Origin of the sequence: Actibacterium sp. 188UL27-1, from assembly GCF_016901225.1 — a bacterium.
Classification (GTDB): domain Bacteria; phylum Pseudomonadota; class Alphaproteobacteria; order Rhodobacterales; family Rhodobacteraceae; genus 188UL27-1.
On record NZ_JAFEUL010000004.1, the window covers coordinates 139,828 to 161,086 of the forward strand.

The 21,259-nt window shown below is 62.9% G+C and carries 20 protein-coding genes; 7 read left to right on the top strand and 13 right to left on the bottom strand.

From position 1 onward, the window contains the following. Position 1: 1 nt before the first annotated feature. From IU397_RS07560 to IU397_RS07585, 6 genes are all read left to right on the top strand, one after another. Positions 2 to 1,369 carry a hypothetical protein gene (locus tag IU397_RS07560; RefSeq protein WP_204412107.1) on the top strand — a complete coding sequence of 456 codons (1,368 nt, stop codon included), beginning with the start codon at positions 2 to 4 and terminating at the stop codon, positions 1,367 to 1,369. Beyond that, positions 1,366 to 1,890: a hypothetical protein gene (locus IU397_RS07565; protein WP_204412108.1), complete on the top strand. Its 525-nt coding sequence runs from the start codon at positions 1,366 to 1,368 to the stop codon at positions 1,888 to 1,890. Before IU397_RS07560 ends, IU397_RS07565 begins: the two co-directional genes overlap by 4 nt. Further along, positions 1,887 to 3,122, top strand: coding sequence for a hypothetical protein (locus IU397_RS07570; protein ID WP_204412109.1), 1,236 nt, complete (start codon positions 1,887 to 1,889; stop codon positions 3,120 to 3,122). Before IU397_RS07565 ends, IU397_RS07570 begins: the two co-directional genes overlap by 4 nt. A gap of 11 nt (positions 3,123 to 3,133) precedes the next feature. Then, on the top strand, positions 3,134 to 4,093 hold the full coding sequence (locus IU397_RS07575) for a serine protease (RefSeq protein ID WP_204412110.1): 960 nt from the start codon (positions 3,134 to 3,136) through the stop codon (positions 4,091 to 4,093). A gap of 80 nt (positions 4,094 to 4,173) precedes the next feature. Then, complete coding sequence (locus tag IU397_RS07580) at positions 4,174 to 4,989, top strand: OmpA family protein (RefSeq protein ID WP_204412111.1); 816 nt, start codon at positions 4,174 to 4,176, stop codon at positions 4,987 to 4,989. Positions 4,990 to 5,029: 40 nt separating this feature from the next. Next, positions 5,030 to 5,971 carry a hypothetical protein gene (locus IU397_RS07585; protein ID WP_204412112.1) on the top strand — a complete coding sequence of 314 codons (942 nt, stop codon included), beginning with the start codon at positions 5,030 to 5,032 and terminating at the stop codon, positions 5,969 to 5,971. 94 nt (positions 5,972 to 6,065) lie between these two features. Here IU397_RS07585 and betA read toward each other — a convergent pair whose 3' ends face one another. The 13 genes from betA to IU397_RS07650 form a co-directional block, all read right to left on the bottom strand. After that, positions 6,066 to 7,724 carry a choline dehydrogenase gene (gene betA / locus IU397_RS07590; protein WP_204412113.1) on the bottom strand — a complete coding sequence of 553 codons (1,659 nt, stop codon included), beginning with the start codon at positions 7,722 to 7,724 and terminating at the stop codon, positions 6,066 to 6,068. Next, complete coding sequence (gene betB, locus IU397_RS07595; RefSeq protein ID WP_204412114.1) at positions 7,725 to 9,176, bottom strand: betaine-aldehyde dehydrogenase; 1,452 nt, start codon at positions 9,174 to 9,176, stop codon at positions 7,725 to 7,727. Between the two features lie 37 nt (positions 9,177 to 9,213). After that, positions 9,214 to 10,272 (bottom strand): choline ABC transporter ATP-binding protein, encoded by a 1,059-nt coding sequence (gene choV / locus IU397_RS07600; RefSeq protein WP_204412115.1) that lies wholly within the window; start codon positions 10,270 to 10,272, stop codon positions 9,214 to 9,216. Then, the gene (choW, locus tag IU397_RS07605; RefSeq protein ID WP_204412116.1) at positions 10,269 to 11,105 is read right to left on the bottom strand and encodes a choline ABC transporter permease subunit; all 837 of its coding nucleotides are present in this window, start codon (positions 11,103 to 11,105) and stop codon (positions 10,269 to 10,271) included. Before choW ends, choV begins: the two co-directional genes overlap by 4 nt. 270 nt (positions 11,106 to 11,375) lie before the next feature. Further along, entirely contained in the window at positions 11,376 to 11,717 is a 342-nt protein-coding gene (locus IU397_RS07610; protein WP_370541632.1) for an aldo/keto reductase, read from the bottom strand. A gap of 100 nt (positions 11,718 to 11,817) precedes the next feature. Beyond that, on the bottom strand, positions 11,818 to 12,963 hold the full coding sequence (locus tag IU397_RS07615; RefSeq protein ID WP_204412117.1) for an iron-containing alcohol dehydrogenase: 1,146 nt from the start codon (positions 12,961 to 12,963) through the stop codon (positions 11,818 to 11,820). Positions 12,964 to 12,967: 4 nt separating this feature from the next. After that, complete coding sequence (locus IU397_RS07620; RefSeq protein ID WP_204412118.1) at positions 12,968 to 14,353, bottom strand: aldehyde dehydrogenase family protein; 1,386 nt, start codon at positions 14,351 to 14,353, stop codon at positions 12,968 to 12,970. Next, complete coding sequence (locus IU397_RS07625) at positions 14,350 to 15,708, bottom strand: glutamine synthetase family protein (protein WP_204412119.1); 1,359 nt, start codon at positions 15,706 to 15,708, stop codon at positions 14,350 to 14,352. Before IU397_RS07625 ends, IU397_RS07620 begins: the two co-directional genes overlap by 4 nt. A gap of 48 nt (positions 15,709 to 15,756) precedes the next feature. Continuing rightward, positions 15,757 to 16,788, bottom strand: a complete 1,032-nt coding sequence (locus IU397_RS07630) for a TRAP transporter substrate-binding protein (RefSeq protein WP_204412120.1) — start codon at positions 16,786 to 16,788, stop codon at positions 15,757 to 15,759. Continuing rightward, positions 16,772 to 17,362 (bottom strand): GNAT family N-acetyltransferase, encoded by a 591-nt coding sequence (locus tag IU397_RS07635; RefSeq protein ID WP_204412121.1) that lies wholly within the window; start codon positions 17,360 to 17,362, stop codon positions 16,772 to 16,774. Before IU397_RS07635 ends, IU397_RS07630 begins: the two co-directional genes overlap by 17 nt. Before the next feature lie 4 nt (positions 17,363 to 17,366). Next, positions 17,367 to 18,689: a TRAP transporter large permease subunit gene (locus IU397_RS07640; protein WP_204412122.1), complete on the bottom strand. Its 1,323-nt coding sequence runs from the start codon at positions 18,687 to 18,689 to the stop codon at positions 17,367 to 17,369. Further along, positions 18,689 to 19,258 carry a TRAP transporter small permease subunit gene (locus IU397_RS07645; RefSeq protein ID WP_204412123.1) on the bottom strand — a complete coding sequence of 190 codons (570 nt, stop codon included), beginning with the start codon at positions 19,256 to 19,258 and terminating at the stop codon, positions 18,689 to 18,691. The genes IU397_RS07640 and IU397_RS07645 overlap by 1 nt, the downstream gene beginning before the upstream one ends. Further along, a complete protein-coding gene (locus IU397_RS07650) occupies positions 19,255 to 19,980 on the bottom strand; it encodes an N-formylglutamate amidohydrolase (RefSeq protein ID WP_370541633.1) in 726 nt (241 codons plus the stop codon). Before IU397_RS07650 ends, IU397_RS07645 begins: the two co-directional genes overlap by 4 nt. 153 nt (positions 19,981 to 20,133) lie before the next feature. On the opposite strand from IU397_RS07650, the gene IU397_RS07655 reads away from it, so the two are divergent. Next, positions 20,134 to 21,006, top strand: coding sequence for a MurR/RpiR family transcriptional regulator (locus tag IU397_RS07655; RefSeq protein WP_204412125.1), 873 nt, complete (start codon positions 20,134 to 20,136; stop codon positions 21,004 to 21,006). Positions 21,007 to 21,259 lie beyond the last annotated feature (253 nt).

The following is a 21,259-nucleotide window of genomic DNA, read 5'->3' on the forward strand; positions in this document are numbered from 1 at the left end:
CATGACCCACGCCGCCTCCCACGGGTTCGATGAAGCCTGCGCCGCCGACCTCGCCGCGGTGGTCGAGGCGCGCAACCTGCCACCCTCCGATGCGGCCTGGCTCGCCCGTGCCGTGGCCGGTGCCATCCGGCCCAGCCGCGATCGCCCGCTTTGGGACATGGCCCATGCCATCGCAGCGATCGGCGGTGACCCGGCGGATATCATCGACCTGGTCCTGAACCCGCAGCGCACCTCCGCCTCGGCCCTGCGCGCCCATATCCTGTCGACGGGCCGTGCCCAATCCGATGACAAGGGGCTGGCCCTGGGCGGGGCCGCGCCCTGGCACGGCTCCTGGACGGGCCTGGCCCGTAGCTTTGCCTTGCTGGAATTTCTGCTGACGGCGGATGAACTGGCCCGCTTTGCCGATATCACCGCCCTCCTGTCCGGCCTTGCAGACCCGGCTGCCGCACCAGACACCGCCCGCCGCCTGGCCGCGATGATGACAGCCTACCGCGCGGACCATATGCCCCTGGCCCCGTTCGAGCGTCGCTTTACCGCCATTCGCGGTTTCCTGCGCCAGTTGGGCCGCACCGACAGCTATAATGACGATGACATCCTGACCTTTTGGCAAGGGGGGGAAGACGCGCTTTTCACTACCATCGTGGCCCATTTCGTTACCTATGACCGGGTGGCCGCCGAACTGGGCGCGCTGACCGCGTTGCAGGGGGCCGACTACCTCAGCGGTATCGAAAACTGGGAGGATCGGTTAGAGGCCATCACCCTCCCTGACACCCAATCCGGCGCTGTCGAACAGGCCATGGCGACCCTGTCCGACCTGGCCCCGGGCACGCCCAAGGTGCTGACGGGGGCAGAGCGGGACACGCTCCTGGCGCTTCTCTCCCTTGATCCGTTCCATGCCAACCGCCCGCTCACGGTCCTGCGCGCCTTGGCCTTTGGGCGCATTCAATCGGGGATCGGCAACCGCCTGCGCCGTGGGTCCGGCGGGGCGGACCTGCCCGAACGGGTGACCTGTGCAGACGCGGATTACTCCGCCCTCCTGGCCAGGGCCCGGTCGCTGACAGATCATCTGAAAACCTGCATCACCATCGCCTTGACCCTGCGCGGCGCCACCGGCGAGGTGGCACAGGCGGGAGAGCGCAACCTGGCCCGTATGCGCCGCGCCGGGTTCGACGCCCCGCGCGATCAACTGGCCCGGGCTGTCGCCGCCATCGATGCGGCCCTGGCCACCGCCACTACCGAACTGGCGGCCCATTGCGCGGCGGTTGAACGACTGGCCGAACGCACGCCCCTTGGCGATCTGGTGGAGCGGGATCGCGCCAGCTTCGCGGCTACTTTCACCGCGTTGTATCTGGAAGGACATTCGGCATGACCCCCTCTGACGTCGATGATCAGCTTCTGGCCGAGCTTCATGCGGCCCGTCACCTGATCCTCGCCCGACCCGATGCGCGGGACGGGATCAGCCACGCTGACCTTTGGGGCCACGTCCGGCGGCAGCCGGGGCAGCCGGTATCGCTTGCGATCCAGCGCGGGCTCCGGGATGACCCGGCCTTGGCCCGGCGCTACCGCGCTATGTTGCAGGCTCTGTCCATGGCGCATTCTCCGGTGGCCCTGGCGGCCTCCGATGGCCGCATCCGCCGCACGGTGGGGGACATGGTAGTTGAACTGCTTTGCGAACCCGATCAGATCCCCTTGCTGGTCATCAGCAACGTGGCCGACCCATCGCCCCAGGCCGTTGAACTGGTGGGCGAATCCGGCACCGCCTTGCGCTTGGCCTTGCCCCCTTTTGATGGCGGGGCGATTATCGTCTCTCTCGTTGCCGACGGTCCCGACAGCGATGCAGCTTTGGGCATGTTGCAGGATCCCGGCACAGCCATTTTCCTGCTGCCGTGACCGTACCCGCCGCCCGACAACGCGTTCTGATCGTGGTGCCCACCACGGGTGCGGCCCTCGTCATTCGCAAACTCGCCCCGCGGCCCGGTCTGCCCCATGGCGCAGCCTTTGCCGAAGGGGATTACCGCCCGCTGGACCTGTCGCCGGATTACCGCGCGTTGTCAGGGCCGGAAGGTCCGGTGGCCCGTGCGCTCGGTGCCGCGCCGCCGCCGCACGAACTGCGCTTGTCCGGTGCACCGCAAAGCGGGCGCAGCTGGGAGGCACCGGTGGCCCTGGCGCATATCCTCCTGACCCGCGGCTGGACCCTGACCGATCAACCGGAGGAGGCGGATATGATCCTCTGGGCAACCGGCGCGGTCGACCTGGACCTAAATGTGATCCCGGGCGATTATGCCCTGCGGCGCAAGCTCGAATTGTCCCGCGATCTACTTGATGGCAAGCGGGTCGTGGTCGTCCTACCGCCTGATTCCGGCCTCTCCGACGCCCGTACCGCGTTGGACGAAGGGGTTATCAGGGTCATAACAGCAGACAATCTGAACGCGGCTTTGAGCGGGATTATTGAGGCAGAGAGTCTCGATAACGGCGCTTCACAGCAAGGCATCAAAACGTCCCATCTCAGCTTGGCAGCAGCCGTTGCCGTGCTTGCCGCGGGTGCCGGGATCTGGGCGCTACAACCCGATATCGTGCCGGACGATACGGATCAGGCCGCCATATCCTCCCAAACATCTGTCCCCGCGGGGACGGGGGAACGGCCAAATCCGGATACGCCAAAAACAGACCCCGTCCCGGCAGAAACCGAAACGGCAGGAGCCTCCTCGCAACCTGTCCCCGCGGGGACAGACCGCGCACCAGACGAACCCGCCGCATCCCCGCCCGTAATTTTGGCAGAGATTCATGCCGCGCCGGGCTCCTCCTGCCGGGCCGCCCTTTTTGATGCGGGGCGCCGGGTGCTGACCCGGATCGACAGTGCCGACGGATCTTTTGCCCCGTCGGTCCTGCGCCCCTCCCTGTGTGGTGTCGCATTGGATCCGACCGGCCCCGACCATGTGATTGGCACTGTCACGACCGATCCGCCGGATGCCCTGATGGCGGTTCCGGGACCGTCCAGTATGTACTTTCTCAAGGATACCATGCCGCAAAAGCTGGTCTACGACATCCCTGTGACCGGCAAGGGCGGTGTGGTCACCTTGCGCCACAGTTTCATTACGCCCGAAACCCAGATTACTGAGTGATAGGAGAGACCATGACCGTCACATCGACCTGTTCCGCCTTGGCGCTGACCCTTACCCTTTTTGGGTCCGGTGGCGCCGCGGCGCAGATGGCTCTGTTTGATGCGGCCGATTACGGCAAGGCGCAGTTTCCAGCCCGCGAAAGCACCGGTGATGCCGCGCGCTATATTGCGGCGCGCGAGGGCGGGGCTTTTGAATCTATCGCCGAACTTGCCCCGGCAGATCGTCTGGCCCAGCAGGCCCGTCCCATCGGGCGCATCGACATGCTGATCCGCAATCGCCGCACGGGGGAGGAGGGGACCAGCGCCTGCACCGGTGCCTTGCTGGGCGGTGGTCTGGTTTTGACGAACCACCATTGTCTGCCCCAGGAGGGTGAGATCGAGGTGCTCCAGGCCTCGATCCTGATGGATTACCTGACGCTCGACGGTCGCGCCTCCCAACGGTACGAATTGGATCCCAAACCGCTTGACTGGAATGCCGATCTGGATTTCGCGGTGGCCCGTGTCCCTGCGGGGACACCGTCTGACAGTTTTGGCCATGTCACGATCAGTGCATCACCCGAAGGAGTGGGGACGGCCCGGGTGGTGATCCACCATCCGCTGGGCAAACCCAAGGTCATGAGCCGCTTTCGCTGCATGCACCTGGCCGATCGCAGCTTTGATCCGTTCGTGGCACATCGCTGTGATACCTTGCCGGGCTCATCGGGATCGCTGCTGTTCGATGACCGCGGCATCGCGGTTGCGCTGCACCGGGCCGGTGGGCTGACCCCGGATGATCCATCAAGCTTTAATACCGCCGTTGATATCGCCCGCATTCTTGAGATCAGTCCGATCCTGGCAGAATCCATCGCCGCCCAGGATGCGGCACCCGCGGCACCGGCTGACCCTGCGGATCCCACCACGCCAGCCGCAAGGGATACGGGTCAAACCGGCCTTTCGACAAATCAGATGAACGATATTTTGCGGGGGGAATAGGGCATGATGCACAAAACAGCCTCTGCCCGGTCCCTGATCCCGGTGAGGGGAGACAGCCCCGCAACAAAAGGACACAGACAATGACATGCACCTCCCGCACAGCCTTGCCTCTGTTGGCGCTGATGGGCTTTGTCGCTGCCGCCCCGGCCGTGAACGGACAGTCGGCCTTGACCGATCCGGCCCCCGGGGCCAGCAACGAACAAACAGCGGCGACCCCGCAGGAACCAGTCCAGACCGAACAGGTCTCGGACGGCCGGACCAACCAACCGGCCAGCGACATCATCCGGTCGCTTGCGCCGTTCGAGAATGGCAATCCCGGAGCGCCACGGGTCGTGCAACTGCCCAAGGGCAAGGTGCGGATCGACACCTCGCGCAGCATCGATCTGACGGTCTTTTTTGTCTATGACAGTGCCCAGTTGTTACCGGAGGCGCGCCCGCAACTGGATGCTCTGGCGGCCGCGCTACACTCACCGGAACTGCGCAGCTCAAGCTACCTGATCGCGGGCCATACCGATGCCAAGGGATCGGATGCCTATAACCTGGACCTGTCGCTGCGCCGTGCCCTGAGCGTGCGCGATTATCTGGTGCGGGTCCACGGGATCAGCCCGGACCGTCTGATCGCCCATGGATGGGGAGAGCGTCAATTGCGGCTGCCGTCGGACCCGCATTCGGGTGTGAACCGCCGGGTGGAGATCGCGCTGTTGCTGCCCCGCAAGACATCGCTGTTGCGGACCGAAAAATCACCGCTTGGCCATCGTATCCTGGCGGCAGAGCACCGGTTCATCGAGCCGCCGATCTATCCGACCGCCCCCGGGCATCTGTATGACCCGCGTCACCGTCTGGCATCGGATGCGCTGGATGACTTCCATGCGTTGCCCACGCGGCCAACCCTGTAAATCTCACATATACCATTGATATCATTGAAAGGTTTTGAAAATGACACGTCTTAGAATGCTTCTTCTGGCTGTGCTGATCGGCGTCGGCTTTAGCGTCAGTGCAACGGACAGCGCCCAGGCCCAGGGGTTGAACATGCTGGTGATGGGGGAAGATGCCGACGAGGATTCGGTCGCCCGCGGGAACCGGATTTTCAACCGTGTGATCCTGGCCTTGGGCGAAGAGATGAATGTGCGCGGCTTCAACGTTTTTGACGAGACTGCCGTTGCGCTGAACATCACCCAACCCAACCGGGTGCGCCGCCGGGATGCCGAGCTGATCGACGTTTCGCGCGCCGTGCAAAACCCACCCCTGGATGTTGTTGTGGTCTTTCAGATCTATGCCTCTGCGCGGGATTCGTCGTATTCAGATGTCGTCCGCCCGGCGGTGCGCATCCCCGGTCGGATGTTGAATGTGAAGACGGGGCAGATGATTGGCTCGTTCGAGGTTTCGGGCCTGGAACTGCCGCCTTTGCCGGTGGATTGCGAGCGGGAATGCCTGTTGGAGACGGTGGGCGACAATGCGCGGGTTCTGGCGACCGAACTGGCCGATGCGCTGGCGGTGAAGCTGGAGGGTTTTGTGGGCACTCCGGGGGAGCCTGCCTTGACCGTGGTGGCACCATCCGGGACCGGAGATACCGGTGCGTCCAGTGGTGCAGTCGGTACGGAATGTGGTGGTTTGCCAACGGCTTATGTGATCAAGATGGACGGGTTTGACACGACCGAGATCACCGCGCTGGAAGAATATATGAACGCCTATAGCTGTGTGCAAAGTGCGCGTCCGGTGCGCGCCTCGTCCCGGTCTGCCGAATACTGGTACGAGACACGGTCGGACAGTGCCCGCCTGAACCGCAATCTGCGCCTGACGCTGGAACATATGGGCGTGACCGGGCAGGTCCAGTTTTCGGGCAATACCTTTGTGATCAGCAAGATCGCGACGCGGTAAGACGTCGCCGCAGTCAGCTGGCCCTCGCGGATGTTTTGCGGGGGCCTTTTTGTGCGTGAAGAGCGGCGGCGATTTCGAGAGATGCTCTGGTTTTCTAGCGCTGCTCTGTCTGCCAGTTGGGGTGGATCCAGGGTTCGGCATTGGCGCGGGGCAGGGGGGATTTGCCGAGGATGTGGTCGGCAGCCTTCTCCCCCACCATGATGCTGGGGCCGTTGAGGTTGCCGTTGGTGATGCGCGGAAAGATGGAACTGTCGGTGACGCGCAGGTTGTCCACGCCGATGACTTTCGTGTCAGGGCCAACGACCGCCATCGGGTCATCCGGCGCGCCCATCTTGCAGGTGCCGCAGGGGTGGTAGGCGCTTTCGGCATGGTCCCGGATAAAGCTGTCGAGTTCGTCGTCGGTTTGCAGATCAGCGCCCGGTTGGATTTCGTGGCGGAGATGCGGTTTGAACGCATCCTGGTGGAAAATCTCGCGGGTCAAGCGCAGGCAGGTGCGGAAATCCTGCCAATCCTGATCGGTCGACATGTAGTTGAAGACGATCTTTGGCGCCTCTGCCGGGTTGGCGGAGCGCAGGGTTATGGCCCCGCGGGAGGGGCTGCGCATGGGGCCGGTATGGGCCTGGAACCCGTGCCCTTCGGCAGCGGCCTGGCCATCGTAGCGGACGGCGAGCGGCAGGAAATGGTATTGGATATCGGGGTAATCAATGCCTGCCCGGCTGCGGATGAAAGCCGCACTTTCGAACTGGTTCGAGGCGCCGAGGCCCGTGCGGGTCAGCAGCCAGCGGGCCCCAATGATCCCTTTGGAGATCATGTTCCAGTATTTATAAAGCGTGATCGGCTGGGCGGCGGCGATCTGGAAATAGACCTCAAGGTGGTCTTGCAGGTTCTGGCCGACGCCCGGGCGGTCGGCGATGACGTCTATGTTGTGCTGGGTCAGGTGGGCGGCGGGGCCGATGCCCGACAGCATCAGGAGCTTGGGCGAGTTGATGCTGGAGGCGGCGACGATCACCTCCCGATTGGCGGTGATTGTCTGGGTTGTGCCGCCGGTTTGCAGTTCGACCCCCGTGGCGCGGCCGTCCTGGATGACGATCCGGGTGGCGAGGCCGCGGATCACATCGCAATTATCGCGTTTGAGCGCGGGGCGGAGATAGGCATTGGCGGCGGACCAGCGGCGGCCATTCCAGACCGTCTGCTCCATGGGGCCAAAGCCCTCTTGCTGTTGGCCGTTATAGTCACCGGTCATCTGGTAGCCGGCTTGGCGCCCGGCCTCGACAAATGCTTGATACAGCGGGTTGGCGCGGGGGCCGCGGGTGACGTGCAGGGGGCCATCGGTGCCGCGCCAGGTGGGATCGCCGCCATGGCCGCCATCGTGCCAGGATTCCATGCGTTTGTAGTAGGGCAAGACATCGGAGTAGGACCAGCCGCGGGCGCCGCTTGCCTCCCAATGGTCGAAGTCGCGGGCATGGCCACGGACATAGACCATACCGTTGATGGAGGATGAGCCGCCGATGACCTTGCCGCGCGGGCAGACGAGGCGGCGGTTGTTCAGGTGCGGCTCGGGCTCGGACATGTAGCCCCAGTCATAGCGCGCCATGTTCATGGGAAAGGACAGCGCGCCGGGCATCTGGATGAAGGGGCCAATGTCGGAGCCGCCATATTCGATAACGAGGACGGAGGATCCGGCTTCGGATAACCGATAGGCCAGGGCGCAGCCCGCGGAGCCCGCACCGATGATGACGTAATCGGCCTGCATTTAAAACGGCGCCTCTACATGACCCATGCGGACATAGACGGATTTGAGCTGGCTGTAATGGTCGATCGCGGCCTTTGAGTTTTCGCGCCCGACGCCAGAGGATTTGACGCCGCCGAAGGGGGCCTCTACCGGGGCGTCATTGTAAGAGTTGATGAAGCAGGATCCGGCCTGGAGTTGGGCGATGACCCGGTGGCCGCGCTTGAGGTCGCGGGTGAAGACCCCGGCGGAGAGGCCAAATTCCGTGGCGTTGGCGCGGGTTATGACGTCTTCTTCATCCTCGAAATCGAGGACGGCCATGACCGGGCCAAAGATCTCTTCGCGCGCGATGGTCATGTCGTCGGTGACATCGGCGAAGACGGCGGGCGTGATCCAGTGACCGGGCTGGTCGAGTGTTTCGCCGCCCGTGACGAGGCGCGCACCTTCGGCCTGCCCCTTGGCGATGTAGCCTTGCACGATTTCTAATTGCCGGGCGCTGACGAGGGGGCCGAAATTGGTGGCCTCGTTATGGGGATCGCCGAGGATGGCGGTGGCCAGGCGTTCTGTGAGGCGGGTCAGGAACGCCTCTTTGATCACCTTGTGCACGAAAACGCGGGTGCCATTGGAGCAGACCTGGCCCGAGGAATAGAAATTGCCCAGGATCGCGCCGCCTACGGCATCGTCGATATCGGCGTCATCAAAGACGATGAGGGGGGATTTGCCACCCAGTTCCATCGTGACGTGTTTCAGCCCCGCGGCGGCGGCGGCATAGACCTTGCGCCCCGTGGGGACCGAGCCGGTGAGGGAGACCTTGTTTACACGCGGGTCGGTGACTAGGGCGGCGCCAACATCGCCGCGGCCTTGCAGGACGTTGAAGAGGCCCGCGGGCAGGCCCGCCTCAACCAGGATTTCCGCTACTTTCAAAGCACATAGCGGCGTTTCTTCAGACGGTTTGAAGATGACGGCATTGCCGCAGGCCAGGGCGGGTGCGGCTTTCCAACAGGCGATCTGGGTCGGGTAGTTCCAGGCGCCGATGCCTACGCACAGGCCCAGGGGTTCGCGACGGGTATAGACCCAATCCTCCCCCAGTTGGATATGCTCCCCCGTGAGCGAGCCCGCCAGCCCGCCGAAATATTCCAAAGCGTCGGCCCCGCTGGTCGCATCGGCAACCAGCGTCTCGGACAGGGGTTTGCCGGTATCGTAGGTTTCCAGCACCGACAGGTCGTGGTTGCGGTCGCGCATGATATCGGCGGCGCGGCGCAGGATGCGACCCCGTTCGGTGCCGGTCATCTCAGACCAACCCACTTGTGCCGCGCGTGCGGCAGTGATGGTCTGGTCGATCAGGTCGGGTGTGGCGTCATGCAGGGTCGCGATGACCTCACCGGTTGCGGGGTACTGCACGGGGAGCGGCGCGCCCTCGTGGCAATCGATGTAAGCGCCGCCTACGAAATGGCTGCCTGGGGGTTGCGCGATCATGTCTGGTCCTGTCCCTGTGGGCCGGGGCCCGTTTCGATTATGTGCCGAGGTCGCCTTCCACATCCTGTGCGCGTAGCAGGCAGGATAGGGCCGCCTTGGTGTCGATAACGCCGATAGGCCCCGAGGGATCGGTAACCACAATATCCCGAGGGCTGTCCACCAGCATTTGGATGATGTCGCGCAGGGGCGTTTTCGACGGGATCATGCGAGCATCTGAGCCCATGGGGCCCGCGACCTTTGACATGATCTCGGTCGCGCGCAGAACGTTGAGCGGGTTCATATGGGCCACGAATTCGGCGACATAGGGCGTTGCGGGGTTCAGCACGATGTCCTGCGGTTCGGCGCATTGAACGATCCGTCCGCCTTCCATGATGGCGATGCGGTTGCCGATTTTCAGGGCCTCGTCCAGGTCGTGGCTGACAAAGATGATCGTGCGGCCCAGGCGCTGTTGCAGTTGTAGCAACTCGTCCTGCAGTTTGGTGCGGATCAGCGGGTCGAGGGCCGAGAAGGGCTCATCCATCAGCAGGATCGGCGCATCGGTGGCAAAGGCGCGGGCGAGGCCGACGCGCTGTTGCATGCCGCCCGAAAGCTCTTGCACCTGCCGGTCGGCCCATTCGGTGAGGTTGACGAGGTCCAGCTGTTCGCGGGCGCGGCGGTTGCGTTCTTCCTTTCGGAGGCCCGCGACCTCCAGACCGTAGGCCACGTTGTCCAGCACGGTGCGCCATGGCAGCAGGCCAAACTGCTGAAACACCATGGCGACCCGTTCCGTCCGCAATTTGCGCAGGTCGCGCGCGCTGGCGGTCACGACATCGATCACGCCGTTTTCCATGGTCACGTCAACCTTGCCGCGAATGACGGGGTTCAAGCCGTTCACCGCCCGCAGCAATGTGGATTTGCCCGACCCGGACAGGCCCATCAGCACCAGGATTTCGCCGTTATGCACATCGAGGGTGCAATCATGGACCCCAAGCACCTGATCGGTTTGGGCCTGAATTTCGGACCGCGACAGGCCTTGATCCATGAGCGGCAGGGCGCGTTTGGGCGTCTTGCCAAAGACAATGTTCACCGCATCGAAGCGCACCATGATATCGTTCATGATTTGACCCGGCGCGGTTTGAACATGCGGTCGAATATGATGGCGATGAGGACGATGGCGACGCCGACCTCGAACCCCTGTGCGATGTTGACAGTGTTGAGCGCGCGGACTGTTGGCACACCCAGGCCGTCTGCCCCCACAAGGGCCGCGATCACCACCATCGAGAGCGACAGCATGATGGTTTGGGTCAGACCGGCCATGATCTGGGGCAAGGCGTAGGGCAGTTCAACCTTCCATAACAGCTGTGATTTGGTGGAGCCGAAGGCCGTGCCCGCCTCGATCAACGCGGTGGGGGTGGAGGTGATGCCCAGATGGGTCAGGCGGATGGGGGCCGGGATGGCAAAGATCACTGTGGCGATCAGGCCAGGCACCATGCCGAGGCCAAAGAGGATCAGCGCCGGGATCAGGTAGACGAAGGTCGGGATCGTCTGCATCAGGTCCAAGACCGGTTGCATGATGCGGTAGAGCACCGGACTGCGGGCGGCGGCGATGCCCAAGGGGACGCCGACGCCCATGCAGACGGTGGCGGCAGCGAGGACCAGGGCGAGGGTTTCGGTCGTTTCCTCCCAATAGCCCAGATTGACGATCAGGAGCAGACCCATTGCCGTGAAGATCGTGAAACCCGGGGAGCGGCGCCACCAGGAGATCGCGGTAATGGCCAGGATGACGATGAAGGCATGCGGGGTCTGCAGGACCCAGAGCAGCCCGTCAATGATCCCTTCAAGCGCCGCGGAGAGGCCATCAAAGAACCAGACCATGTTTTGGGTCAGCCAATCGACGGCCGCCTTGGCCCAGGCCCCGATGGGGATCTTGTGCTCTTCGAGCCAGTCCATAACCCTGTCACCCTCTTTGTGTTCTGCGCTGTATTATGCGCAGTTGAGAGCGTTATAGGGACAGTTAGTCTCGTTCGCCACCATTCGACGTAGGGATCGGTCTAGCGTTCTGTTGGAATGCCTTCATCGGCCTGGGAGATCCGTTGGCTGAACTGGGTCATGATGTCAGGGGAGGGCGGCCAAACTCGATCGCGGCGGCATTTTCCTGTGCCTGTTTGGCAATCTTGGCCCCGGGGATTGGCAGAACGCGCGGTGACTTGGCCATATCAGTCAGCACAACGCACCCCGGGCCAAAGTGCGCCCGCCGGTCATCTGCTGGGTCGCCGCGTCGAAGAAATGACCGAGCTTTGCGACGACGATCATGTCGCTTCGGGTTGCCAGGGTCTGACCCAACAGTGTTTCGGAATGACCTGCGCCATAGAGGGCGGATGTGTCAAAAACCCTGACGCCCGCCTCCCAGGCCGCGTCGATGGCCATGCGAGAAGCCTCATCATTGGTGCCGGAATATCCCCTGCAGATATTGCCATTCCAAAAGGGGTCCCCGATGGCCCAACAGCCCATCCCGATGGGGGGCGTGTCAGATTCCGGACCATTGTGTCGCCCCGTGGTCATTGCTTTGGGACGGCGATATTTTCCGATGTATATGTCGCGCCAGACCCGTCCTTGCAATGCAAGTTCCACAAATGGAAGGAGCGGTTTGGGCCTGCCGGGTCTAAATCAGGCTTTCGATGAGGGGGCGGGTGTTCTCCGCGGTCATCGGGATGGGATTGCCACCGGTGCTGGGATCCTTGAGGGCACCTGCCAGGACGCGGTCGATGTCGAAGGTTTTGATGCCGAGCGCGGTGAGGGTCGGCGGGATGTTGAGGCTGGCGTTGAGGTCATCCACGAAGGTGCAGAAGCCCGTATAGCCGCCGGTCAGCCCCAGATAGGCCGCGGCCTGGTCAAAGCGGTGTTCGATGGCGGGGCGGTTGAATTGCAGGACGGCGGGCATGCAGACGGCATTCGTGGTGCCGTGGTGGGTGTGATAGATCGCGCCGACCGGGTGCGAAATGGCGTGGATCGCCCCTAGCCCTTTCTGGAAGGCCGTGGCGCCCATCGCGGCGGCGGACATGAGATGCGCGCGCGCCTCCAGATCCGCGCCATCGGCATAGGCGCGGGGCAGATAGTCTTTGACCAACCGCATTCCTTCCAGCGCCATGCCCTGGCTCATGGGGTGGTAATGGGGGGAGGAGAATGCCTCCACACAATGGGCGAAGGCATCAAGGCCCGTGCCCGCGGTGATTGCCGGCGGCATGCCCATGGTCAGTTCGGGGTCGCAGATAACCTGAGTAGGCAGCATCTTGGGGTGGAAGATGATCTTCTTCTCGGCCGTCTCGGAATTGGTGATGACACCTGCGCGCCCGACCTCTGATCCGGTGCCAGCGGTGGTGGGGACGGCCACGATGGGGTGGATGCCTGCAGGGTCGGCGCGGGTCCACCAGTCGCCGATATCCTCGAAATCCCACAGGGGGCGCGTCTGACCGGCCATGAAGGCCAGCACCTTGCCCAGGTCCAGGCCGGAGCCACCGCCGAATGCCACAACCCCGTCATGGCCGCCGTCGCGGTAGGTTTTGAGGCCAGCGGTCACGTTCACCTCGTTCGGGTTGGGGTCGACTTCGCTGAACATCGCGCGGCCTAATCCGGCTGCGTCCAGCAGGCCGATCGCGGTCTGGGTGATTTCCATCCCGGCCAGCCCCCGATCCGTGACCAGCAGGGGCCTAGTGATCCCAGCGGTTTTACAGGCGTCGGCCAGTTCGGCGATGCGGCCCGCGCCAAAGCGGATCGCGGTTGGGTAGGACCAGGTGCCGGTCAGGGTCATGGGCTCAGCCCTTCTTCAGGTGATAGGATTTGGGGCGGGTCACGGCGTGGTAGCCCAGGACGGACAGGCCTTCGCCTTTGCCGGTATCTTTACAGCCTGTCCAGCAGAGCGCCGGGTCCAGGTAATCGCAGCGGTTCATGAACACGGTGCCGGTGTCCAATTGGTCCCCGATCCGTTCGGCCCGCCCCGGATCCTGCGTCCAGAGGGAGGCGGTGAGGCCATAGGGGCTGTCATTCATCAGGTCGATGGCCTCCCCCTCGGTCTTGACGGGCATGATGCCGACGACAGGGCCGAAGTTTTCCACCCGCATCAGATCCATGTCATGGGTCACGCCGGTCAGGATCTGCGGCATCAGATAGGCGCCACCGTCATTGGGAAAGCGCGCCGGGTCGATATGGGACTTGGCTCCCGCCGCGATGGCATCTGCCGTTTGTTGGCGGACCAGATCGGCGAAACGCGGCTGCGCCATCGGGCCCAGTGTGGTTTCCGCGTCCAGCGGGTTGCCCAGTATGTAGCCGTTCACGATCTCGACGGCCTTGGCGACAAAGTCGTCAAACAGCGGTTCGGTCACATAGATCCGTTCGATCCCGCAGCAGCACTGGCCGGAATTGAACATCGCCCCGTCGATCAGGCTGTCGACGGCGGCATCAAGGTCGGCATCCTGCATGACATAGCCCGGATCCTTGCCGCCAAGTTCCAGCCCGAGGGAGGCGAAGGTCCCGGCGGCAGCCTGTTCCATTGCCTGACCTCCGGCGACGGAGCCTGTGAAGTTCACATGGCGGATCACCTGATCGTCCAACGGGCGGGCGCGGATCATGTCGCGGGTCAGGTCATGGTCCCAGAACACGTTGCGAAAGATATCTTCGCCAATCCCGGCCTCGTGGAAGGCGCGGGCGATGCGTTCCCCCACCAGGGGCGTTTGGGACGCGTGTTTCAGGATGACGCTGTTTCCGGCAATCAGTGCCGGGGCGACCGTGTTGATCGCGGTCATGTAGGGGTAATTCCACGGGGCGATCACCAGAACCACACCTTTGGGCACCCGTTTGATCATGCGGTGAAAATTGTTGGAGTTTTCGATCTGCATGGGCGCCAGCGCCTCTGACGCGACTTTGGCCATGTAGCTGGCGCGTTCGTTCACCCCGCCGAATTCGCCGCCATAGCGGATAGGGCGGCCCATCTGCCACGCGAGTTCGGGCACGATCTCGTCATTCGTGGCGCCCAGGTTTTCGATGCCTTTCAGGACCAGGTCGATGCGGGTCTCTAGCGGTGTGAGCGCCCAAGCCATCTGCGCCGCTTGGGCCCGGGTGATGGCCGTCAGCGCGTCGTCGTGGGACATTGTCGGACGCTCGGCATAGACCGAGCCGTCGATGGGAGAGATGCAGCGGATCATGCGCGTTCGAACCCCCGGGCGATTTCCCAGTCGGTAACGGCTTGGTCGAACGCTTCCTGTTCGACCTCTGCCGCGCGGGTGTAATGGTCGATCACATCATCCCCCATGGCAGCGCGCAGCATTTTCGAGCCGCGCAAGGTTTCGGTCGCGGCGCGCAGGGTGTTCGGAATTTCCGGCGTGGTCGTGTCATCATAGAGGTCACCGTCATTGGGCGGGGCGAGGGGGAGGGTGTCTTCGATCCCCTTGAGGCCCGCGGCCAGCAGTGCCGCTTGGGCAAGGTAGGGGTTCAGGTCCGACCCGCCGATGCGGCATTCGATCCGCACGCCCTTTGTCCCATCGCCACAAAGCCGGAAACCGGCGGTACGATTATCCACGGACCAAGCGGTTTTGGTAGGGGCGAAGGTGCCTTTGCGGAAGCGTTTGTAGCTGTTGACGTAAGGCGCCAGAAAGCACGTGTATTCCGGGGCATAGGCGATGAGGCCCGCCACGTAATGTTCCATCATCTGGGACATGGCATGGGGCCCGTCGGGATCGTGGAAAACGGGGGTGTCGCCGTGCCACAGCGATTGATGGACATGGCTGGAGGAGCCAACCTTGTCGGCGTGCCATTTCGGCAGAAACGACGCGGCGAGGCCCCCGGCCCAGGCGATTTCCTTGATAGCGTGTTTCGCGATGGTGTGGTGATCGGCGCAGGCCAGCGCGTTGGCGTAGCGGATGTTCAGCTCCTCCTGGCCGGTTTCGGCCTCCCCTTTGCTGTTCTCAATCGGAATACCGGCGGCATAAAGGTGATTGCGGATGGGGCGCATCACCGCCTCTTCCTTGGTTGTTTGGAAGATGTTGTAATCTTCGTTATAGCCAGAAATCGGGGTGAGGTTACGGTAGCCGGATTTTCGGATCTGATCAGCGGTGCCTTCGAAGAGGAAAAACTCCAGTTCCGTGGCCATCATCGGGGTCAGGCCCATCGTGTCGGCCCGGGCGACTTGCGCCTTTAGCATCTGGCGGGGGCTGTGCGGGACAGGCGCGTGGGTGTGGTGATCCAGGATATCGCACAGCACCATGACCGTGCCCTCAAGCCAGGGCAGGGGGCGCAGGGTCGAAAGGTCTGGCGCCATGACGTAATCGCCATAGCCCTGCTGCCAGGAGGAAGCGGCGTAGCCGTCGGGCGTGGCCATCTCAAGGTCTGTGGCCAGCAGATAGTTGCAGCAATGGGTCTCCGCATGGCTGTGGTCCACGAAGTTGGCCGCGTGGAATCGCTTGCCCATCAGCCGCCCCTGCATGTCGACGATACAGGCCAGCACCGTGTCGACCGTGCCATCGGCGACCTGCTGTTTCAGTGTTTCGAATGTCAGGGACATGGGCGTTCTCCGTGTGGGGCCGGGTGTCAGAACCCGGCCCGCGCGTGTTCAGGTATAGCGGTAGGGACGGCCGGCCTTTTCCATGTCGGCGTTGTATTTTTTGAAAATCTCCACGACTTTGGCCTTGGTTTCGGACTCGGCGGCGATCTCGTCCCAGAAGGTGCGGGCGGCAGCTTCGACCTGGCCCCATTCCTCGTCGGGGATGGAGGTCAGCTCCATCTTGTCGCCGCCGACGCGCAGGCTGGCTTCCCCGCCCCAATACCACCACTGGCGGTAATAATGGGACTGCTCCATGCAGACCCGCATCAGCATTTGCAGATCTTCGGGCAGTTCATTCCAGCGGTCCATATTGGCAAAGAAATGGCCGATCCAGGCGCCCGAGATGTTGTTGGTGAGGAAATAGTTGGTCACGTCGGCCCAACCCACGGTGTAATCCTCGGTAATGCCGGACCAGGCGATGCCGTCCAGTTCGCCCGTCTGGACCGCAACCTCGATATCTTCCCACGGGAGCGTCACGGGCACGACGCCGAACTGGCTGAGGAAGCGACCCGCGGTGGGGAAGGTGAAGACCCGCTTGCCCTGCAGGTCGGCGAGGGAGCGGATCGGGTCCTTGGTGGCGAAATGGCACGGATCCCACGACCCGGCGGAGATGTGTTTGACGCCGACTTTCTCATATTCTTCGGCCCAGATCTCGTTCAGGCCGTATTGGTTGAACAGAACCGGCACGTCGAGCGAATAGCGCGAAGCGAAGGGGAAGTAGCCGCCGAACACGGTCACCTCGGTCGGGGAGGCCATGCTGTCATCATCCGATTGCACCGCGTCGATCGTGCCGCGCTGCATGGCCTGGAACAGCTCACCCGTGGGGACAAGCTGGTCGGCATAGAACAGCTCGATCTGCATCCGGTCGCCGGCGATGGTGTTGAACATCTTGATCGCCGGGTCGATCACATGTTCGGCCAAGGCCGCACCGGCATAGGTCTGCATCCGCCAGGTGATGGTCGATTGCGCCAGGGCCGGTGTGGCGAGCGTGGCCGCCGGGACCGTTGCGGCACCCGCCAGAAACTTACGTCTTGTCGTCATTGTTACTCTCCTTGTCGGTTGGGGTGGCCCCGTGATCCGGGCTTCTTTTCGTTATTTGTGCGAATTCTGGTGCAAGGATCGCCATGATCCAGTCGTCGTGGCGGGTGGCGCCAAGGCGAACTGCTGCGCGCAGCGTCCCTTCATGGCGAAACCCACAGGCGCGGTAGCAGCGGATCGCCCGAGTGTTAAAGGCCAGAACCCGCAGCGAAACCCGGTAAAGGCCCATCGTACCAAAGGCATGGGCCAGGGTTTGCCGAATGGCGCGCCGTCCGATACCGCGACCAAGGACCTCTTCGGTCAACAGCCCCACGGCAAGGCTGGCGGACTGGTCCGCCATTGAGACGCTGTGCAGACGGATCTCGCCCACGGGGCGACCATCGGCTTCGATGATCCGACCAAAGGGTTGGTCACGCAGCCAGGTGCACCAACCTTCGGACACGACCCGGGAGCGGGTCGAGGGGCTGTCGGGATCGCCCCCGAACATTCGGTGGATCTGGTCCGAGATAGGTAAGGCGGCGTGCCAGTCGGCATCCGCCGCCTTCGGAGGGCGCAAGGTCACGCGAAAGTCGGTCATGGTGTCAGTTCCCATAGACAACCCCCGGCAGCCACAGCGCGATTTGCGGAAAGGCCATGATGACCGCGAGGGCCAGGATCATCACGCCAACGAAGGGCAGGATCGAGATATAGATGTCGCGCAGCCCGATCTCGGGCGGGGCCATGGCACGCATCAGGAACAGGTTATAGCCAAAGGGCGGGGTCATGTAGGCGATCTGAGTGGTGATGGTGTAAAGGACACCGTACCAGATCAGATCGAACCCCAACGCCTTGACCAACGGTACGTAAAGCGGGGCGACGATGACCAGCATCGCCGTGTCATCGAGGAACGTGCCCATGATGATAAAGCTGAGCTGCATCAGGATCAGGATGACCCAGGGGTTCAGTCCCAGTTGATCGGTAAAGAGCGTGTCGATGGCGCGGACGGCGCCAAGCCCGTCGAACACCGCGCCAAAGCCCAGGGCGGCCAGGATGATCCACATGAACATGCAGGTGATGGCGAGGGTCTGGCGGGTCGAGGTTTCGAACACTTGCCACGACATCCGGCCCTTCAAGACGGCGGCGAGGAAGGCCGTGAGCGCGCCCACGGCAGAGCTTTCGACCAGCGAGGTCCAGCCATTGACGAAAGGGATCATCATCGCCGCGAAGATGCCGATGGGCAGGAGGCCCGCGCGCAGAAGGCGGAATTTCTCGGCCCGGCTGACCTGCCGTTCGGAGGGGTCCAGCGCGGGTCCGAGGGAGGGTTGGGCCCGACAGCGCAGGTAGATGTAAAGGATGAAAAGTGCAGCCATCATCAACCCCGGCAGGATACCTGCCAACCAAAGCTGCCCCACGGGTTGGCGCGCGATCATCGCGTAAAGCACCAGGACGACCGAAGGCGGGACAAGGATGCCAAGGCTGGACCCGGCCTGTATGACGCCTGTGACCATGATTTTGTCATAGCCGCGGCGCAGCAGCTCGGGCAGGGCGATGGTGGCACCGATGGCCATGCCCGCCACGGACAATCCGTTCATGGCCGAGACCAGGACCATCAGCCCGATTGTGCCGATGGCCAGCCCGCCACTGACCGAGCCCATCCAGACGTGAAACATGCGGTAGAGGTCATCGGCGATGCGGCTTTCGCTGAGAATATAGCCCATGAAGATGAACATCGGCAGGGTCAGTAGCGGATACCATTTCATCAGCTTCATGGCCGCGGAGAACGGGATATCCTGCCCACCCGTGCCGTAAAGCGCGATGGCCGAGATCGCGGCGACCACCCCGATGGCGCCAAAGACGCGCTGGCCGGTCAGCAGCATCAGCATCATCGTGGCAAACATGAAAAGCGCGATCATTTCATAGGACATCAGGCGGGTGCCTCCGTCAGGCGCAGGATGTCCTTGAAAAGCTCGGATATGGCCTGGAGCAGCATCAAGGTCAGGCCCAGCACGATGACCGATTTGATGGGCCACAGGTAAGGGCGCCAGGCGGTTGGGCTGCGTTCCAGCCGGCCGACCTCGCTTTCACCGGTCAGGAAGCCCGCGAAGAACTCCAGCGGTGGAGCGGTGAAATTGCCGAGCGAATAGGCGGTCGAACCGAGCGCGCCGTAAAGCAGAACGCCCAGGTAGAAGATCAGGAACAGCACCGTGACACAGTCGACCCAGGCTTTGCGTCGGTCGCTCCAGTTGCCGTAGAACAGGTCCATGCGCACATTGGCGCCCAGTTGAATTGCATAGGGCCCGCCGAGGATGAAATAGGCCATCATGGCGAATTGCGCGGTTTCCAGCGTCCAGAGCGAGGGCAGAAGGAAGGTTTTCGAGATGGAGGACCACAGCAGCACGGCCATCATCGCGAACAGGCCGTACATCACGGCGCGGCCCAACCCGTAATTCACGGCGTCAATGGTCCGGATATAGGTGCCCATCGCCCGGGTCATTGCTGTGCCTCCGCCGGGAGGCTGGCCATGGCATCGATCAGCCATGGGCATAGCAGATCCGCGATCTGGGCCTGCGCGTCTGCGGTCTGCAACAGGTCGTTGCGCACCTCGATCATGACATTGGGCAGGTCATTGGCTGCGCCGTACAGGTCCAGCGTGTGCGTCACGCCATCGGCCTGGCTGTAGGGCTGGTTGAGGCGGATGATATGCGCTGAATGATCCTGCGCCTGATCCATCATCGCTTGCGCCAAGGCCGGGTCCGTGCCGTGGAGCACACCGATCTGAACCTCCCGTCGCGTGCCATCATAGATGGGCGTAAAGGAATGGACGGTGATCAGGGCCTTTGGCGCGCGTTTTGCAATCTCTGTGGCGAGGCGGTCGCGGAAAGGCGTGTAAACCTCTGCAATCCGCTCGGCCTTGTCCGCCGCAGACAGGTTGGTGTTGCCGGGGATGGCATAGCTCTCGCTGCGGTCGGGGATGGCATCGGTGGCGTCGGGCGGGCGGTTGCAGTCATAGACAAGGCGCGAGATCGTGCCCGCCACGACAGGTGCATCCAACCGCCGGGCCATCTGCCGGGTGAGTGCACCCGCACCCGGATCCCAGGCGATGTGGCTGTCCAGCGCCGCAGGCGCCAGCCCCAAGTTGTTCAGATGCGCCGGGATATGTTGTGATGCATGTTCACACACCAACAAAAAGGGGCCGGTGCGATCGCCAAATGCCACCTCGACCACCGGTCCGTATCTCTTTTCGATTGATCCTGCCCCACACATAGGAAATAATCTCTTTAGCTGCATCGCGCCTGTCAAGATTTTTTCAGAAGAAACCTCTTCTGGATCTGCTAAAAAGAAGACATCGTTTCGCCGGGAGAGTAGAAAATGGGCAAAGGCGAAAATACGGTCTTTGATCAGGTGCAGGCATTACACGGTGACCTGACCCGGGCGGAACGGCAATTGGCCGACACGATCCTGGACAACTATCCAATCTCAGGACTGGGCAGCATTACGGAATTGGCAGAGCAAGCGGGGGTTTCGACCCCCACCGTGGCCCGAATGGTGCAAAAGATCGGCTATTCCGGTTATCCGGAGTTCCAGGCGGCTTTGCGGGTGGAGTTGCAGGCCATGGTCTCAAACCCCGTGCACAAAAGGGAAAGGTGGGGCCAGGACATCCCGGAAACCCATGTGTTGCACCGGTTTGCCCAGGCCGCGTCCGAGAATATGTACCGCACGCTCGACCAGATCGACCCGGTGGAATTCGATGCGCTGTGCGGGATCATCATCGACCCGGCGCGGCGGTTGCACATCGCGGGCGGGCGCATTTCCGGCACGCTGGCGCAGTACCTGTTCCTGCATTTGCAGATGATCCGGCCGGGCGTCGCGCTGGTGCCGACCCATTCCAATGTCTGGCCGCATTACATGCTGGATATCGGGGCGGGTGACACACTGATCGCGTTCGATGTACGGCGCTATGAAAACTCGACCCTCCTGATGGCGGAGATGGCCCATGAACGGGGCGCTGAGATCGTGTTGTTCACGGACCAATGGCGTTCTCCCATTCACCGGGTGGCGAGCCATACCTTTGCCGCGCGCATTTCGGTGCCGTCCGCATGGGACTCCGCCATGGCGACGATGCTGCTGATCGAATGTGCCATCGCCGCGGTGCAGGAAGGGAACTGGGAAGCGGTCAAATCCCGCACCGACACGCTGGAAGCCTCCTTTGACCGCACAGGCCTGTTCCGCAAGTTTACCTGAGCGGGAATGTCGGGCCGATTTTGACTGGTGCAGTCTGGATCGGCGTATTTATGGTGCAGGCGGCGCTGCGGTTTTATGGATACGGTGTGAAACTGCGGCGCAGATCGGTGGGAGGGAGTGTGAGATGTCGTGGACGGATTTGCCCCCGGATCAGTGGTCAGCGACAGTTGCAGAGGCGGTCGCGCGGCTGGATCCGCCCGCCGGTCCGGGCATTGCCCGGTTCGATATTCAATGACGGATCGAGGATAAAGCG